This window comes from Streptomyces sp. NPDC021019, from assembly GCF_044333295.1.
Classification (GTDB): domain Bacteria; phylum Actinomycetota; class Actinomycetes; order Streptomycetales; family Streptomycetaceae; genus Streptomyces.
The window spans coordinates 1-15,108 of sequence record NZ_JBIRQR010000002.1 but is presented as its reverse complement, the minus strand read 5'-3'; the positions used below and the strand labels follow the sequence as shown (position 1 = coordinate 15,108).

Genomic DNA, 15,108 nt, shown 5'->3' with positions numbered 1-15,108 from the left:
CTTCACCCGCCCGACTTTCGGATAGGGGACAGGTCCTGGAATAGTTCCCCACGATGTTCAGCATCCCTAGACTCCCTGCGACGGGGGTAACACGGGGGACAACTAGTGGGGCGCGGAGTGCCGGAACTCGTACTGGAATTGAATGGCAACACCTGGACGCTCGATCCGTCCAGGTCGTACACCCTGGGGCGTGATCCTCAGGGCGACCTGGCGATCGACGATGCCAGGGTGTCGTGGCGGCATGCCACGATCAGCTGGAGCGGCCGTAGTTGGTTCATCGAGGACCACGGCAGCACCAACGGCACCTACGTGCAGGGTCAGCGGATCCAACAGGTGGAAATCGGCCCCGGCTCGGTGCTGCATCTGGGCAATGCCACAGACGGGCCCCGGGTGAGCCTCAGCGCCGCCGCGGGCGCCGGTGTCGGCGGCGGGCACGCGGCCGGTGCTCAGCAGGCACCCGTGCAGCAGCCCCACCACCAGCCCCAGGGGGGCGGCGCGGGCTGGCAAGGACAGCAGGCGCCCGCGCATCAAGCTCCTGCCCAGCACCAGGCCCCTGCCCAGCACCAGGCCCCTGCTCCGCAGCAGGCCTGGCAGCAGCAGCCGCAGGCACCGCAGCAGCAGGTCCCGCCGCAGCAGCCTTCGCACCAGAAGGTGCCCCACCAGCAGAGCCCCGGGCATCCGGCCGGACCGGGACAGGGCGGTGCCGCGGGGGCGCCGCCGGTCTACGGCGACCGCAGCCCGACCACGTTCCACCAGCTGGCCCTCGGCCGGGTCATGCGCATCGGTCGTGCGCTGGAGAACGAGCTGGTCGTCTCCGACCTCCAGGTCTCCCGCCACCACGCCGAGTTCCACGCGACGCCCGACGGCCGCTTCGAGATCCGCGACCTCGGTTCGCACAACGGCACGTACGTCAACGGCCAGCCGCTCCACAAGTCCGGCTCCGCGCTCATCGGCGCGAACGACATCGTCGGCGTCGGCCACTCGACGTTCCGGCTGGTCGGGGACCGGCTGGAAGAGTTCGTCGACACCGGTGAGGTCTCCTTCTCCGCCCGGCACCTCACGGTGACGGTCGACGGCGGGAAGCAGATCCTCAAGGACGTCTCCTTCGGCGTCCCCGAGAAGTCGCTGATCGCGGTCATCGGCCCGTCCGGTTCCGGAAAGTCCACCCTGCTCAAGGCGCTCACCGGCTACCGGCCCGCCAACCAGGGCGATGTCCTCTACGACAACCGAAACCTGTACAAGCAGTTCGCCGAGCTGCGCCAGCGCATCGGTCTGGTCCCGCAGGACGACATCCTGCACAAGGAACTGACCGTCACCAAGGCCCTCAAGTACGCGGCCAAGCTCCGCTTCCCCGCGGACACCACCGAGGCCGAGCGCCAGTCCCGGATCACCGAGGTCCTCGCCGAGCTCAAGCTCGACATCCACAAGGACAAGAAGATCACGTCGCTCTCCGGCGGCCAGCGCAAGCGCGTCTCGGTCGCCCTGGAGCTGCTCACCAAGCCCTCGCTGATCTTCCTGGACGAGCCGACCTCCGGCCTCGACCCGGGCATGGACCGCGATGTCATGCAGTTGCTGCGCGGCCTCGCCGACGACGGCCGCACGGTACTCGTGGTCACGCACTCGGTCGCCGAGCTGGCGATCTGCGACAAGCTCCTCGTCATGGCCCCCGGCGGTTCCGTCGCCTACTTCGGTCCGCCGGAGGAAGCGCTGAACTTCTTCGGCTACACCAGCTGGGCCGATGTCTTCTCCGCCTTCGAGAACTACCGGGACTACGACTGGGCGGGCCGCTGGCGCGGTTCGCAGCACTATCAGATGTACGCCGCCGACATCGACGCGGTCGCGGCCCAGCCGGTCAACATGCCGCCCCCGCAGCAGATGCGCCCGCCGAAGCCGCAGGGCTGGATGGCGCAGCTGTGGACGCTGATCCGGAGATACTCCTCCGTCATCGCGTCCGACAAGGGCTTCATGGGCCTGATGCTGATCCTGCCCGCCGTGCTGGGCGTGGTCAGCGTGGTCATCCCGGCGGAGTTCGGTCTCGCCGAGCCCGACCCGCCGTCCCGGTTCAACGGCAAGGCCGGAACGATCATGCTGATCCTCGCGGTCGGCATGTGCTTCTCCGGCGCCGCCAACTCCGTTCGAGAGCTGATCAAGGAACGGGTCATCTACGAACGGGAGCGGGCCACGGGCCTGTCGCGTTCCGCCTACCTGATGTCCAAGGTGATCGTCCTCGGTGTGATCACCGCCTTCCAGGGCGTGATCATCTGCGGCATCGGCTTCGCCACCCGCGACTTGCCGGCGGAGGGCCTGATCATGCCGCCCGCCGTGGAGATCTGCCTCTCGATCATCGCGCTGGGTTTCACCTCGATGATGTTCGGCCTGGTCATCTCCTCGCTGGTGAAGACCTCCGAGAAGACCATGCCGCTGCTGGTCATGTTCGCGATCATCCAGGTCGTCTTCACCGGAGTGCTCTTCCAGGTGTACGGGTCGCCCGGCCTGGAGCAGTTCGCCTGGCTGATGCCGTCCCGCTGGGCGATGGCCGCGGCCGGCGCCACGCTGGACCTCGCGCACCTGATGCCGCCGTGGGACCCGAAGAACCCCACCGACCTCGACCCGCTGTGGGAGCACACCGCGAGCCAGTGGGGCATCAACATCACCGTGCTGCTCGCGCTCGGCGTGATCTGCGGCATCGCGGTCGCGCGCCTGCTGCGACGCCACGAGCCCGAGGTCATGCGCAAGTAGAGTCCCGCCGGAACGGAACGACGCCGGAGGCCGGCACCCCCGAGGGGGTGCCGGCCTCCGGCGTGTGTACGGCTGCGATCAGCTGTGTGGCCGGGCTCAGTACGCGCTGTCGACGTTGTCCATGGAGCCGTAGCGGTCGGCCGCGTAGTTGCAGGCGGCGACGATGTTGGCGACCGGGTCGTACAGGTCCTTCTTGGTGCCCGCCACGTGGTAGCGGTCGAAGGTGGGCTGGATCACCTGGAGCAGGCCCTTGGACGGGATGCCGTTCCGGGCGTTGATGTCCCAGTTGTTGATGGCCCAGCGGTTACCGCTGGACTCCCGGATGATGTTGCGGTGGATCCCCTCGTAGGAGCCGGGGATGCCTTCCTTCTTCATGATCGACATGGCCTCGCGGATCCAGCCGTCCAGGTTGTTGGCGTAGACGGGCTTGCGCGGGGTGGAGCGGTTCGCGGCCTCGGTGCCGCGCTTCTCCGCGTCCGCCTTGGCCTTGGCGGCCTTGTCCTTCGCGTCGGCGGCGGCCTTCGCCTTCGCCTTGGCGTCCGCGGCGGCCTTGGCCTTCGCCTCGGACGCGGCCTTCGCCTTCGCGGCGGCGGCCTTGGTCTCGGCGGCGGCCTTCGCCTTGGCGGCGTCGGCGGCCTTCACCAGCTGCTCGGCGGTGGAGTGCTGCTCGAGCATGCTGTTCTGCACGGTCTTGGCCTGGGCGGAGCCCGCGGCGTTGGTGAAGGCCACGGGCGCGGCGGCAGCCGCTGCCTGCGGAGCGATCTCGGCCTCGGCGTTCGACGGGACGAGCGAGAAGGTCAGGGCGGCGACGCCAAGGGCCGACACACCGGCCACGGAGATCTTCTGGACCTTGTTCAGACGACGGACACGGCTGGGTATGCGAGTCGCAGACATGTAGGGCTACCTCTTCGAATGCTCAGGGTGTCCTCACGGAGGACGAGACCGGAGGTGGTGATGCGTACCTCCGTCGGGGACGAGAGCAATTCTTAGCGGCAGCAAAATCGTGTGGCAAAGGTGTGACGTACGAAGGTAGGTAGTGGAAGAGGGTCCTGTTCGTCCGAATTGACCCCCACGCGTGCCTGCTCAAATCGCCCTTATGCGCCCACTAGGTGCGTTCGTAAGTGACCTGGGCCCTATGCCTGGGCTCACATCGGCGACCTAGCGGTCTCACGGATCGTTGCTTGAGTAATTCGGAGCGTCATGTTCCTCGTCCGGCAGGATGAGGCGGGCGTCCCCGAACTCGTGCCAGAGGCAGCGCTCCTGGAGCGCCGCCTCGTACCCGAGGCGCAGAGCCTCGCGCCCCGCCACCGCCTCCGGCATCACAGATGCGAGGCCTCCGGCTGGTGCAGTCCGGTCAGTCAGTCAGTCAGTCAGTCAGCCAGCCCGCCCGTCCACCACCCGCACGCCCCGCCGGGGCGTCACCACCAGATCCGTCCACCCCGCCGCCGACCGCACCCCTCCGTCCGCCCCCGCCGCCGACTCCAGCCCCCGCGCGGCCGTCGTCCCCACCGTGATCACCCGCCCGCCCGCCCGCCGCACGGTCATCACCGCGCGCCGCCCGCACCGCGTCCACCAGCCACGCCGTCGCAGCCGGCACCGCGAACCGCTGGGGGTGCGGCGGCTCGTGCCCGTCCGCCGAAGCCACCCCCCCCGTATGCGGGGACAGCGGAGCGAACAGCCCGGCGCGCAGGCCCCGCCACCAGCGAGGCCGTGAACGGCGCGCTGGCCCGGCGCGGCGAACCGCCCGCCGGCCGGCCGCTCCCGCACCGGCCGCAGGAACGCGGGCGCCACGCTCTCCGGTGTCGGCTGCCGCACCTCGTCCGCCTCCTGGAGGACCGCCGCGGCGTACAGGTCCGTCGCCAGTCACCCGGGTCGACCGCCCCCACCCGCGGCGGCCCTGGCTCCTCCTCGCCCGGGACCGCCGCCAACCGGGCATTGGGCTTTCGCCGGGAGGCCCCGGCGAATCCACCGTAGGAAGCCCCGGCAGCACCGCGCCTCGCCGGGAGCCGCGGCCGCCCCCCGTACTTCGGCGTGGGTCCCGAGCGGTCCTACGCCCTCCGGCGGAGAGGCCCACCCCCCCGGACCTAGGCCACCCGCACCCTCATCACCGACCCCGGCCCGATACGACCGCGCGGCCCCCGCCGGTACGGTGATCCCATGAGTCATCGCCCACCGTCGGGCCTCGCCGCGGTGAGTGCCGCGCTCCTCGCCATGAGCCGGCACCTCGAAGTGGGCGACGTCCTCAAGACGATCGTCGCCTCCGCCCGTGAACTGCTCGACGCCCAGTACGCGGCCCTCGGCGTCCCGGACGACCACGGCGGCTTCGCCCAGTTCGTGGTCGACGGCGTCAGCGACGAACAGTGGAAGGCCATCGGCCCGCTGCCCCGCCAGCACGGCATCCTCGCCGCGATGCTCCACCAGGCGAAGCCCGAGCGCCTAGCCGACGTCCGCAAGGACCCCCGCTTCGAGGGCTGGCCCGACGCCCACCCCGACATGTCCGACTTCCTCGGCCTGCCCATCACGGACGGCGACGAGATCATCGGAGCGCTGTTCCTCGCCAACAAGCTGTGCCCCAAGCCCGAGGGCGGCTGCGGCTTCACCGCCGAGGACGAGGAACTGCTCCAGATGTTCGCCCAGCACGCGGCCATCGCTCTCACCAACGCCCGCCTCTACGAGCGCAGCCGTGAACTGACCATCGCCGAGGAACGCTCCCGGCTGGCCCACGAACTGCACGACGCGGTCAGCCAGAAGCTGTTCTCGCTCCGCCTCACCGCTCAGGCCGCCACCGCCCTCGTCGACCGCGACCCGGTCCGCGCCAAGGTCGAGCTCCAGCAGGTCGCCGCCCTCGCCGCCGAGGCGGTCGACGAGCTGCGGGCAGCCGTCGTGGAACTGCGCCCCGCCGCCCTCGACGAGGACGGGCTCACCGCCACCCTCCGCACCCAGATCCAGGTCCTGGACCGGGCGCACGCCGCCGAGGTCGCCTTCGAGAGCCGCGGAGTGCGCGCGCTGCCCGCCGCCCAGGAGGAAGCACTGCTCCGGGTCGCGCAGGAGGCCCTCCACAACGCCCTGCGCCACTCCGGTGCGGAGCGTGTGAGCGTCACCCTGGTCCGGCGTGGCACCGACACCGTCCTCCGGGTCACCGACGACGGGGCGGGCTTCGACCCCACCGCCGTGCGGCGGGCGGGCCGTCACCTCGGCCTCGTCTCCATGCGCCACCGGGCGAACAGCGTCGGCGGCCGACTCACCGTTGCCTCGGAGCCCGGCAAGGGCACCACGATCGAGATGGAGGTGCCCGGTGGCTGACAAGACCATCAGGGTGCTGCTGGTCGACGACCATCAGGTGGTCCGCCGCGGACTGCGTACGTTCCTGGAGATCCAGGAGGACATAGAAGTCGTCGGCGAGGCGTCCGACGGCGCGGAGGGCGTGACCCGGACCGAGGAGCTCCGCCCCGACATCGTGCTGATGGACATCAAGATGCCCGGCACGGACGGCATCGAGGCCCTGCGCCGCCTCCGGCAGCTCGACAACCCCGCAAAGGTGCTCATCGTCACCAGCTTCACCGAGCAGCGCACGGTGGTCCCCGCCCTGCGCGCCGGAGCCTCCGGTTACGTCTACAAGGACGTCGACCCGGACGCCCTGGCCGGGGCGATCCGCTCGGTCCACGCCGGCCACGTCCTGCTCCAGCCGGAGGTCGCGGGAGCGCTGCTCGCCCAGGACGACGCGGGCGCCGGAACGGGCCGGGGGAGCACGCTCACGGAGCGGGAGCGCGAAGTTCTCGGCCTCATCGCGGACGGGCGTTCGAACCGCGAGATCGCCCGCGCGTTCGTCCTCTCGGAGAAGACGGTCAAGACGCACGTGTCGAACATCCTGATGAAGCTCGACGTGGCCGACCGTACCCAGGCGGCGCTGTGGGCGGTGCGCAACGGAGCGGCGGGCTGACGTCGGCGCCGCCGGGTTCCCGTCCGGACCGAGATTCATACTGTCGGGTGTATGTCACCCGTACGGCGCATCGTTCCAGGCCGCACGGCGTTCTCCCGGGTGTGCTGCGACGGCTTGTCGCAGCCTCTCTAGGAGCATCCTGAAGTGAAGAACCTGAAGAAGGCCGCCGCCATCACCATGATCGCGGGCGGGCTCGTCGCCGTCGGCGCCGGAGCCGCCTCCGCCACCGGTCACAGCGGCGCCGACGCCCATGGCGTGGCCGCCCACTCCCCGGGCGTCGTCGGCGGCAACCTCGCGCAGGTCCCCGTCGCCGTCCCGGTGAACGCGGTCGGCAACACGGTCAACGTGGTGGGCCTGCTCAACCCGGCCTTCGGTAACTTCGGCCTCAACCACTGACCCACCCCAAGCCCCTCCCGAAAGCCGGACGCGCCTACATCCCCAAGGCCTCGTCCGGCTTTCGCCCCGCGGACTCCGCCCGTCCCTCTCCAGCCCGTCCGGCGCTTGAGGACGGACCCCTCGCCAAGGGGGGCCCGAGCCCTACGACTCCGCAGGGCCGTGGGGCCCCGCCGCGGCGGGGCCGCCCCCTCCCAGCTGACTCGGCGCACCCACGCATCCAGCCCGTCCGGCGTTTGAGGACGGAACCCCGAGCCGGGGCCCCGGGGCCAGGGCCCCCGCACTCCGGGGTCACCCCAGCCCGTCCGGCGCTTGAGGACAGAAGGCCGCGGGCCTACCGCCGAACCTCCCCGCCCTCCACATACGCGTTGTACGCCGCCACCTGAGCCCGCCGAGCCACCCGCTCCACCGGCCGCAACGCCTCCCCCCGCGCCGCGATCTCCGACGCGCTCACCGCACCGCCGTGCCCGTTCTCGTACGCCACCGAGACCAGCAGCCCCACCCGCTGCGCCATCTCCAGCACCCGCACCGCCCGCGGCGGATACCCGGGCGCCAGTACCTCGCGCCCCAGCTCCGCCCGCGCCCGATACGCGTCCACCGCGGCCTCCGCCACCGGCCCCGAACCGGCCACGTCCAGCCGCGACAACACCGCCGTCGCGTCCCGCAACGCCTCCGCCAGCTCCCGCTCCGCCTCGCCCAGCGACGGCACGTCCGCGGGCGGCGCCTCCCGTACCGGCAGCACCCGCCACACCACCTCGACGTGCAGATCCCCGGCCGGCCCCGCCTCGGCGACCTCCGGCACCAGCCCGTACGCCACCCCGTACGCGACCACCGCCTCCTCCGCCTCCAGCGCCCGCGCGTTGAAATCGGGCGGACCGCTCAGCCCCAGCGGATGCCCCGGCACCGGCAGCGCCACCCGGAACCCGGTCGCCCCCAACCCCCTCAGCCGACCGAGCGCCAGCGTGAGCCCCACCGGCCCCGCCTCACCCGGCAGTCCATCGACGCGGTGCACCGCGTCCTCCCCGACAATCGCGAGGGCCGCCTCGTCCGGCGAGACGAGTCCCGCCAGAAGCGCGTTTCCCCAAGCGGCCAACAACCCTGAACGTGGTTCGACAAGCATGCCGACAGCCTAGGCAACGCCTGGGAACGGCCCTCACGCCTGAAGCACTCGCGCGGTGGCGTAGGTTTTCCCTTGGGAGCCGTGCCCACCGGCACGCGACGATCGACGAGACTGCATGGGGAGACAACGCGCCATGAGCGATGTACTGGAGCTGGTGGACGTATCCGTGGTCCGCGACGGACGCGCTCTGGTGGACGATGTCTCCTGGTCGGTCAAGGAGGGCGAGCGCTGGGTCATCCTGGGCCCCAACGGCGCCGGCAAGACCACCCTCCTCAACCTCGCCTCCAGCTACCTCTTCCCGAGCACGGGAACGGCCACGATCCTCGGCGAACAGCTCGGCGGCGTCGGCACCGACGTCTTCGAGCTCCGCCCCCGGATCGGCATGGCGGGCGTGGCGATGGCCGACAAGCTGCCCAAGCGCCAGACGGTGCTGCAGACGGTCCTCACCGCGGCGTACGGCATGACCGCCACCTGGCACGAGAACTACGAGGCCGTCGACGAGGAGCGCGCCCGCGCCTTCCTCGACCGCCTCGGCATGACCGAGTACCTGGACCGCAGGTTCGGCACGCTCTCCGAAGGAGAGCGCAAGCGCACCCTGATCGCCCGCGCCATGATGACCGACCCCGAACTGCTGCTCCTGGACGAGCCCGCCGCCGGGCTCGACCTCGGCGGGCGCGAGGATCTCGTACGCCGCCTCGGCCGCCTCGCCCGCGACCCGTTCGCCCCCTCCATGATCATGGTCACCCACCACGTCGAGGAGATCGCGCCCGGGTTCACCCACGTCCTGATGATCCGCCAGGGCAAGATCCTCGCGGCCGGCCCCATGGAGACGGAGCTCAGCTCCCGCAACCTCTCGCTCTGCTTCGGCCTGCCGCTCATCGTCGAGCACACCGGCGACCGCTACACCGCCCACGGCCTCCCGCTCTCCTGACCCCGACTCCGCCGCGTAAGGGCCCTGCTTCCGGGCGCCGGCAGGCCCTCGTGCCACGATCGGCAGGCCGTGCACCGCAGTTGGCCACCCGTGCGCCCTGTCGGTGACGCACCGACAGTCCTACGATGACCATGTGGACATCGACGCATGGGTGTGGTGGCTGATCGGCGCGGTGGGGTTGGGCATCCCCCTCGTCCTGACCGCGATGCCCGAATTCGGGATGTTCGCCGTCGGGGCGGTGGCCGCATCGGCCGTCGCCGCCCTCGGCGGCGGAATCGTCGCCCAGGTTCTGGTTTTCGTCCTGGTCTCGGTCGCGCTGATCGCCGTCGTGCGCCCGATCGCCGCCAGACACCGGGCCGGTCAGGCCGGGCACGCCAGTGGCATCGACGCCCTGAGGGGGCGTCAGGCGGTCGTGCTGGAACGGGTATCGGCCTCCGGGGGACGCATCAAGCTCGCCGGTGAGGTCTGGTCGGCCCGCACGCTCGACGCCGACCAGGTCTTCGACCCCGGCAGCCAGGTCGATGTCGTGGACATCGACGGAGCGACGGCCGTCGTCATGTGACCGAAGCGTGCACGTGGCGGGCCCAGGTCTGCCAGACTCGAAGTCGATCATGTCGATCACCATGCGAACCCGGACCGGCCCGCAACGCACGGATCACCGGCCCCACATGAGCACCGACCCCGATCACCGCGATCCACCGGCCAACCGAAGGGCACGAGAGACACCATGAACTCGATCATCATCGTTCTGATCATTCTGGTGGTGCTCGTCTTCATCGCCCTGATCAAGACGATTCAGGTCATCCCACAGGCCAGCGCCGCCATCGTGGAGCGGTTCGGCCGCTACACCCGCACCCTGAACGCGGGCTTGAACATCGTCGTCCCGTTCATCGACTCGATCCGCAACCGGATCGACCTCCGTGAACAGGTGGTGCCCTTCCCACCGCAGCCGGTGATCACCCAGGACAACCTGGTCGTCAACATCGACACCGTCATCTACTACCAGGTCACCGACGCCCGCGCCGCGACCTACGAAGTCGCCAGCTACATCCAGGCGATCGAGCAGCTCACCGTCACCACCCTCCGCAACATCATCGGCGGCATGGATCTGGAGCGGACCCTCACCTCCCGTGAGGAGATCAACGCCGCCCTGCGCGGAGTCCTCGACGAAGCGACCGGCAAGTGGGGCATCCGCGTCAACCGCGTCGAGCTCAAGGCCATCGAACCGCCGACCTCCATCCAGGACTCGATGGAGAAGCAGATGCGCGCCGACCGCGACAAGCGTGCCGCGATCCTCACCGCCGAGGGCATCAGGCAGTCCCAGATCCTCACCGCCGAGGGCGAGAAGCAGTCCGCGATCCTGCGGGCCGAAGGCGAGGCCAAGGCGGCAGCCCTGCGTGCCGAAGGTGAAGCCCAGGCCGTCCGCACGGTCTTCGAGGCCATCCACGCCGGAGACCCGGACCAGAAGCTCCTCTCGTACCAGTACCTCCAGATGCTCCCGAAGATCGCCGAGGGCGACGCCAACAAGCTCTGGATCGTGCCCAGCGAGATCGGCGACGCCCTCAAGGGACTCAGCGGAGCCTTCGGGAACCTCGGCGGCGGCATGCCCGGCTTCAACACCGGCGGCAACAGCAACGGCGGGAACGGCGGGAACGGCGGGAACGGCGGGAACGGCCACGGCTCCATCCCCGCCCCGGCGGTGGAACGACGCGAGGAACCCCCGGTCTCCTGATCCGATAGCCCTTTCGTGCATGATCAGTGAGGCCCCTCGACCTTCATGGCGGGGAGGCGTCACTGACCACCGAAGGAGATGGCCTTGTCCATCTGGGAAATACTCGCCGTCTTCACGGCCGGCGTCGGAGCGGGCACGATCAACACGATCGTCGGCTCGGGCACGCTGATCACCTTCCCCGTCCTGCTCGCCACCGGCCTCCCGCCGGTCACCGCGACCGTGTCCAACGCGCTGGGTCTCATCCCCGGCTCCATCAGCGGGGCCATCGGCTACCGCAAGGAACTCGCCGGGCAGCGCCGACGCATCCTCAAGCTGAGCGTCGGCGCGGCGGTCGGCGGCCTCTGCGGGGCGACCCTGCTCCTCGCCCTGCCCTCCACCGCCTTCGAGACGATCGTCCCCGTCCTGGTCGCCCTGGCGCTCGTCCTGGTGATCCTGCAACCACGCATCAGCAAAGCCGTCCAGCGCCGTCGCGAACACACCGGCGCCGCGCCCCGCACCGACGGCGGTCCTCTCCTGTTCACCGGCCTGATGCTCGCCAGCGTCTACGGCGGATACTTCACCGCCGCCCAGGGGATCATCTACCTGTCGTTGATGGGCATGCTGCTCGACGACACCATGCAGCGCCTCAACGCCGTCAAGAACGTCCTGGCGGCCGTGGTCAACACCATCGCCGCGCTGTTCTTCCTCTTCGTCGCCCACTTCGACTGGACGGCCGTACTCCTCATCGCGGTCGGCTCGGCCATCGGCGGCCAGATAGGCGCCAAGGTCGGCCGCCGCCTGAGCCCCACCGTCCTGCGCGCCCTCATCGTCGTCGTCGGCACGATGGCCATCGTCCAACTGCTGCTCCGCTGACGTACGTGGGCCCGCCCCTCACAGGGACGGGCCCACGGATACACCACCCGACGTACACCGACTACGTCACGGCTCCCCGCGGCCGCGTCGGACGATCACTCCGGCGCCCTACGCCGCAGCTGCCCGGTCCAGCCACTCCGGCAGCGCCGAACGGCCGCCGGCTCCCATCGCCAGCAGCATCGCCTCGGCGGGGGAGGGGACGAACGGCTGCTTCAGCAGCGGCATCCCCGCCTGGTCCGGCGTCCGGGCGGCCTTGCGGTGGTTGTCCTCGGCACAGGAGGCCACCGTGTTCAGCCAGGTGTCCTGCCCGCCCTGGGCACGCGGCACCACATGGTCGACGGTGGACGCCCGCCGCCCGCAGTACGCGCACCGGTGCTGGTCCCGTATCAGCACACCCCTTCTGGACCACGGTGCCTGTCTTCGGAACGGCACCCGTACGTACCGGCAGAGCCGGATCACCCGGGGCGCCGGAATGTCCACGGCGGCACCACGCATACGGAGCTCGGGATGCGACTGCTCGACGACGGCCTTGTCCGTCAGGATCAGGACCACCGCACGGTTGAGCGTCACTGTCGACAGCGGCTCGAAGCTCGCGTTGAGAACCAGCGTGTCACGCATCCTGCCCACCTCCCGTGTGCCGCCCGCCCCCTGGCAGGCCCGGATCAACTCTGGCTGGGCAGGCCGCGATGGACAACGCAATAAAAAATGCCCTGCTCTGATCTCTCCAAGACCAGAGCAGGGCAAACAGCAGACGAACTAATCGCCGGAGGGAGCCTCGTACTCACCGATCAGCTGAGCACGCCCCAGGGTGTGGAACCGAAGATTGAATCCGGTCACCGCGGGAGACGCGTCGCTGTCGATGCCGAGCTTCTCGGTGTCCACCGCGTACACGGTGAACACATAGCGGTGGTTCTCCCCGGGCGGCGGCGCGGCACCCCCGAAGTCCTTGGAGCCGTAGTCGTTACGGGCCTGGACGGCCCCTTCGGGCAGCCCCTCGAACTTTCCGCTGCCCGCACCGGCCGGAAGCTCCGTCACCGAGGCCGGGACGTCGAAGAGCACCCAGTGCCAGAACCCGCTGCCCGTCGGGGCATCCGGGTCGAAGCACGTCACGGCGAAGCTCTTGGTCCCATCGGGGAAACCCTCCCACCGCAACTGCGGCGAAGTGTTCCCGCCCGCAAGCACCTGGGCATCGCCCAGCACGGCCCGCGGCGCCAGGTCGTCGCTCACCACGGTGAACGCCGGAACCTCCGGATGGAAGTCGTGCGGCAGCGGGGCCCTCTTCGGCTCGGTCACGTCTCGCACCTCTCCTGATCGGTTCGTCTGCCTTCCCACCCGACTCTAGGGGGCGGTGCCCTCCTCTAGCTCCAGTTGCGCTGTCCGCCGACCTGGGCGAGCCACTGGTTGAGGTAAGCGGCCCAGTCGGTCTGCTGGTAGTCCTGCAGCCCCACCTTGAACGCGCGGTAGGAGTCGCTGCCCTCGCTGAACAGCCCCGGCTTCTTGTCCATCTCCAGGACGACGTCCATCTCGCGGTCGTCGGCGATGAACGTCAGCTCCACCTGGTTCAGACCGCGGTACTGCGCCGGCGGCACGAACTCGATCTCCTGGTAGAACGGCAGCCGCTGACGCGTACCGCGGATGTGACCGCGCTCCATGTCCGCGCTGCGGAAGCCGAAGCCCAGCTGCCGGAAGGCGTCCAGGATGGCCTCCTGCGCCGGCAGCGGGTGCACGTTGATCGGGTCCAGGTCACCGGAGTCCAGCGCGCGGGCGATCTCCAGCTCGGTGGTCACCCCGATGTTCATCCCGCGCAACTGCTGGCCGCCGAACATGGTGATCGGCGTCTCCCACGGGATCTCCAGGCCGAACGGCACCACGTGCACCGCGCCCGCCTGCACCTCGAAGGCACCCCCGAGGCTCACCTTGGTGAACTCGATGTCCTGCTTGGTCTCCTGGTCCCCGCCCTCGACCTCGACCCGCGCCTGGAGGCCGACGGAGAGCCCCTCGATCTGCTGGGCGACCGAACCGCCCTGGATCCGCACCTCGCCCTGGACGACCCCACCGGGGACGACGTTCGCCTCGGTGAGCTCGGTCTCCACCGAGGCACCGCCGGCACCCATGCTCGCGAGCAGCCGCTTGAAGCCCATAGTCACTCCTTCTAGGTTCTGACCCCTACATACGCGCCACGACGGTAGCCGGTTCCCGCCAGCGCGATCCCAGTACCCTCGGTCGCCATGACCAAGACCCCGGACCGCGCTCCCCTCACACGACAGTTCTTCGACCGCTCCGTACTGGAAGTGGCTCCCGACCTCCTGGGCCGCACGCTCGTCCGCCGCAGCGCGGCGGGCACGATCGAGCTGCGCCTGACCGAGGTGGAGGCGTACGCGGGCGAGGTCGACCCCGGATCGCACGCCTTCCGGGGCCGTACCGCGCGCAACAGCGTGATGTTCGGTCCGCCCGGTCACGCATACGTCTACTTCACCTACGGGATGTGGCACTGCCTCAACCTGGTCTGCGGCCCGGAAGGCCGGGCGAGCGGGGTTCTGCTCCGGGCGGGCGAGATCAACGTCGGCGCCGCTCTGGCCCGCGACCGACGCGTCTCGGCCCGTAACGACAAGGAACTGGCCAAAGGCCCGGCCCGGCTCGCCACCGCCCTCGATGTCGACCGCACCCTGGACGGCAGCGACCTCTTCGGCGGCCCTGCCCCGGCCCTGTCCGTACTGCACGGCACCCCGCCGCCGCGCGCCCTCGTACGCAGCGGCCCCCGCACAGGGGTGGGCGGCGACGGCGCCCACCAGCCGTGGCGCTTCTGGATCGAGGGAGACCCCACGGTGAGCCCGTACCGCGCCCACGTACCGCGCCGTCGGCCGAGCACCAAGACGACTTGACGCACCCTCGGCAGACGTCTAATGTAGTCCGAGCCGCTTGACACGGGTACAGCTCTCTGCGCAGTCCATCGGACCGGGCCGAGCCACTCGAAGCGGCCAAACCACTACCTACGACTCACCCTTGGCGGGTGCGAATTCGGCATGCCCGTAATTTGCCCTATCGACTCGATTATGAGTTGCCAAGATGATCGGCTAACGTAGTGCACACGCCGAAAGGCAAGGCCGCTCCGTAGGCCACCCGAAATCGAATTCGGACCGGAAACGGAACGAAAAAGAGTCTGGTAAAGTCGGACTCGCCGGAAAGGGAAAACGCGAAAGTGAAGAACCTGGAAAGCGAGATGCGGGACCCGCTTCGACCGGGAATCGGACACGAAAGAGTCTGATAGAGTCGGAAACGCAAGACAGCAGGACAGCAGGAAAAAGAAGTAAACGAAGGGAAGCGCCCGGAGGGCCCCGGTGAAACGGGACCGAAGGAAGCGTCCGTTCCTTGAGAACTCAACAGCGTGCCAAAAGTCAACG

The 15,108-nt window shown here is 69.7% G+C and carries 15 protein-coding genes; 9 read left to right on the top strand and 6 right to left on the bottom strand.

From position 1 onward, the window contains the following. The first annotated feature begins 105 nt into the window (after positions 1-105). On the top strand, positions 106-2,739 hold the full coding sequence (locus tag ACH4RG_RS10955) for an FHA domain-containing protein (protein ID WP_397916137.1): 2,634 nt from the start codon (positions 106-108) through the stop codon (positions 2,737-2,739). 96 nt (positions 2,740-2,835) lie between these two features. Here the strand turns inward: ACH4RG_RS10955 and ACH4RG_RS10950 are convergent, their stop codons facing one another. Together ACH4RG_RS10950 and ACH4RG_RS10945 are read right to left on the bottom strand one after the other, a co-directional pair. Next, entirely contained in the window at positions 2,836-3,633 is a 798-nt protein-coding gene (locus tag ACH4RG_RS10950) for a transglycosylase SLT domain-containing protein (protein ID WP_397916136.1), read from the bottom strand. Positions 3,634-4,113: 480 nt separating this feature from the next. Further along, complete coding sequence (locus ACH4RG_RS10945; protein WP_398163603.1) at positions 4,114-4,284, bottom strand: S-adenosylmethionine:tRNA ribosyltransferase-isomerase; 171 nt, start codon at positions 4,282-4,284, stop codon at positions 4,114-4,116. Between the two features lie 612 nt (positions 4,285-4,896). Here ACH4RG_RS10945 and ACH4RG_RS10940 point away from each other — a divergent pair. The 3 genes from ACH4RG_RS10940 (at position 4,897) to ACH4RG_RS10930 (ending at position 7,075) form a co-directional block, all read left to right on the top strand. Next, positions 4,897-6,042, top strand: coding sequence for a GAF domain-containing sensor histidine kinase (locus tag ACH4RG_RS10940; protein ID WP_398539414.1), 1,146 nt, complete (start codon positions 4,897-4,899; stop codon positions 6,040-6,042). Beyond that, positions 6,035-6,679 (top strand): response regulator, encoded by a 645-nt coding sequence (locus ACH4RG_RS10935; protein ID WP_398539413.1) that lies wholly within the window; start codon positions 6,035-6,037, stop codon positions 6,677-6,679. Before ACH4RG_RS10940 ends, ACH4RG_RS10935 begins: the two co-directional genes overlap by 8 nt. Positions 6,680-6,823: 144 nt before the next feature. Beyond that, entirely contained in the window at positions 6,824-7,075 is a 252-nt protein-coding gene (locus tag ACH4RG_RS10930) for a chaplin (RefSeq protein WP_397916132.1), read from the top strand. 331 nt (positions 7,076-7,406) lie between these two features. Here ACH4RG_RS10930 and ACH4RG_RS10925 read toward each other — a convergent pair whose 3' ends face one another. Further along, entirely contained in the window at positions 7,407-8,192 is a 786-nt protein-coding gene (locus ACH4RG_RS10925; protein WP_398539412.1) for a hypothetical protein, read from the bottom strand. A 133-nt stretch (positions 8,193-8,325) separates the two neighbouring features. Here ACH4RG_RS10925 and ACH4RG_RS10920 point away from each other — a divergent pair, with 133 nt between their 5' ends. The 4 genes from ACH4RG_RS10920 (at position 8,326) to ACH4RG_RS10905 (ending at position 11,707) form a co-directional block, all read left to right on the top strand. Beyond that, positions 8,326-9,123, top strand: coding sequence for an ABC transporter ATP-binding protein (locus tag ACH4RG_RS10920; RefSeq protein WP_003970003.1), 798 nt, complete (start codon positions 8,326-8,328; stop codon positions 9,121-9,123). Between the two features lie 133 nt (positions 9,124-9,256). After that, a complete protein-coding gene (locus ACH4RG_RS10915) occupies positions 9,257-9,685 on the top strand; it encodes an NfeD family protein (RefSeq protein WP_397930249.1) in 429 nt (142 codons plus the stop codon). Positions 9,686-9,850: 165 nt separating this feature from the next. Further along, the gene (locus tag ACH4RG_RS10910; protein ID WP_398539411.1) at positions 9,851-10,855 is read left to right on the top strand and encodes an SPFH domain-containing protein; all 1,005 of its coding nucleotides are present in this window, start codon (positions 9,851-9,853) and stop codon (positions 10,853-10,855) included. An 84-nt stretch (positions 10,856-10,939) separates the two neighbouring features. After that, positions 10,940-11,707, top strand: coding sequence for a sulfite exporter TauE/SafE family protein (locus ACH4RG_RS10905; protein ID WP_397916125.1), 768 nt, complete (start codon positions 10,940-10,942; stop codon positions 11,705-11,707). Between the two features lie 108 nt (positions 11,708-11,815). Here the strand turns inward: ACH4RG_RS10905 and ACH4RG_RS10900 are convergent, their stop codons facing one another. The 3 genes from ACH4RG_RS10900 to ACH4RG_RS10890 all read right to left on the bottom strand — a co-directional run bounded on the left by ACH4RG_RS10900 (position 11,816) and on the right by ACH4RG_RS10890 (position 13,848). Further along, positions 11,816-12,325 carry an HNH endonuclease gene (locus ACH4RG_RS10900; protein ID WP_397916123.1) on the bottom strand — a complete coding sequence of 170 codons (510 nt, stop codon included), beginning with the start codon at positions 12,323-12,325 and terminating at the stop codon, positions 11,816-11,818. Positions 12,326-12,463: 138 nt separating this feature from the next. Then, the gene (locus ACH4RG_RS10895) at positions 12,464-13,000 is read right to left on the bottom strand and encodes a YbhB/YbcL family Raf kinase inhibitor-like protein (RefSeq protein ID WP_398539410.1); all 537 of its coding nucleotides are present in this window, start codon (positions 12,998-13,000) and stop codon (positions 12,464-12,466) included. A 65-nt stretch (positions 13,001-13,065) separates the two neighbouring features. Continuing rightward, a complete protein-coding gene (locus ACH4RG_RS10890; protein ID WP_397916119.1) occupies positions 13,066-13,848 on the bottom strand; it encodes a sporulation protein in 783 nt (260 codons plus the stop codon). A gap of 87 nt (positions 13,849-13,935) precedes the next feature. Between ACH4RG_RS10890 and ACH4RG_RS10885 the strand changes: the two genes are divergently transcribed. Further along, a complete protein-coding gene (locus tag ACH4RG_RS10885) occupies positions 13,936-14,589 on the top strand; it encodes a DNA-3-methyladenine glycosylase (protein WP_397916117.1) in 654 nt (217 codons plus the stop codon). Positions 14,590-15,108: the final 519 nt, after the last annotated feature.

Bases quoted from the DNA above. Each gene is read 5' to 3' on its own strand.
- ACH4RG_RS10945 (WP_398163603.1), bottom strand. From the start codon at position 4,284: ATGACCGTGCGGCGGGCGGGCGGGCGGGTGATCACGGTGGGGACGACG.
- ACH4RG_RS10920 (WP_003970003.1), top strand. From the start codon at position 8,326: ATGAGCGATGTACTGGAGCTGGTGGACGTATCCGTGGTCCGCGACGGA.
- ACH4RG_RS10940 (WP_398539414.1), top strand. From the start codon at position 4,897: ATGAGTCATCGCCCACCGTCGGGCCTCGCCGCGGTGAGTGCCGCGCTC.
- ACH4RG_RS10890 (WP_397916119.1), bottom strand. From the start codon at position 13,848: ATGGGCTTCAAGCGGCTGCTCGCGAGCATGGGTGCCGGCGGTGCCTCG.
- ACH4RG_RS10925 (WP_398539412.1), bottom strand. From the start codon at position 8,192: ATGCTTGTCGAACCACGTTCAGGGTTGTTGGCCGCTTGGGGAAACGCG.
- ACH4RG_RS10885 (WP_397916117.1), top strand. From the start codon at position 13,936: ATGACCAAGACCCCGGACCGCGCTCCCCTCACACGACAGTTCTTCGAC.
- ACH4RG_RS10900 (WP_397916123.1), bottom strand. From the start codon at position 12,325: ATGCGTGACACGCTGGTTCTCAACGCGAGCTTCGAGCCGCTGTCGACA.
- ACH4RG_RS10950 (WP_397916136.1), bottom strand. From the start codon at position 3,633: ATGTCTGCGACTCGCATACCCAGCCGTGTCCGTCGTCTGAACAAGGTC.
- ACH4RG_RS10910 (WP_398539411.1), top strand. From the start codon at position 9,851: ATGAACTCGATCATCATCGTTCTGATCATTCTGGTGGTGCTCGTCTTC.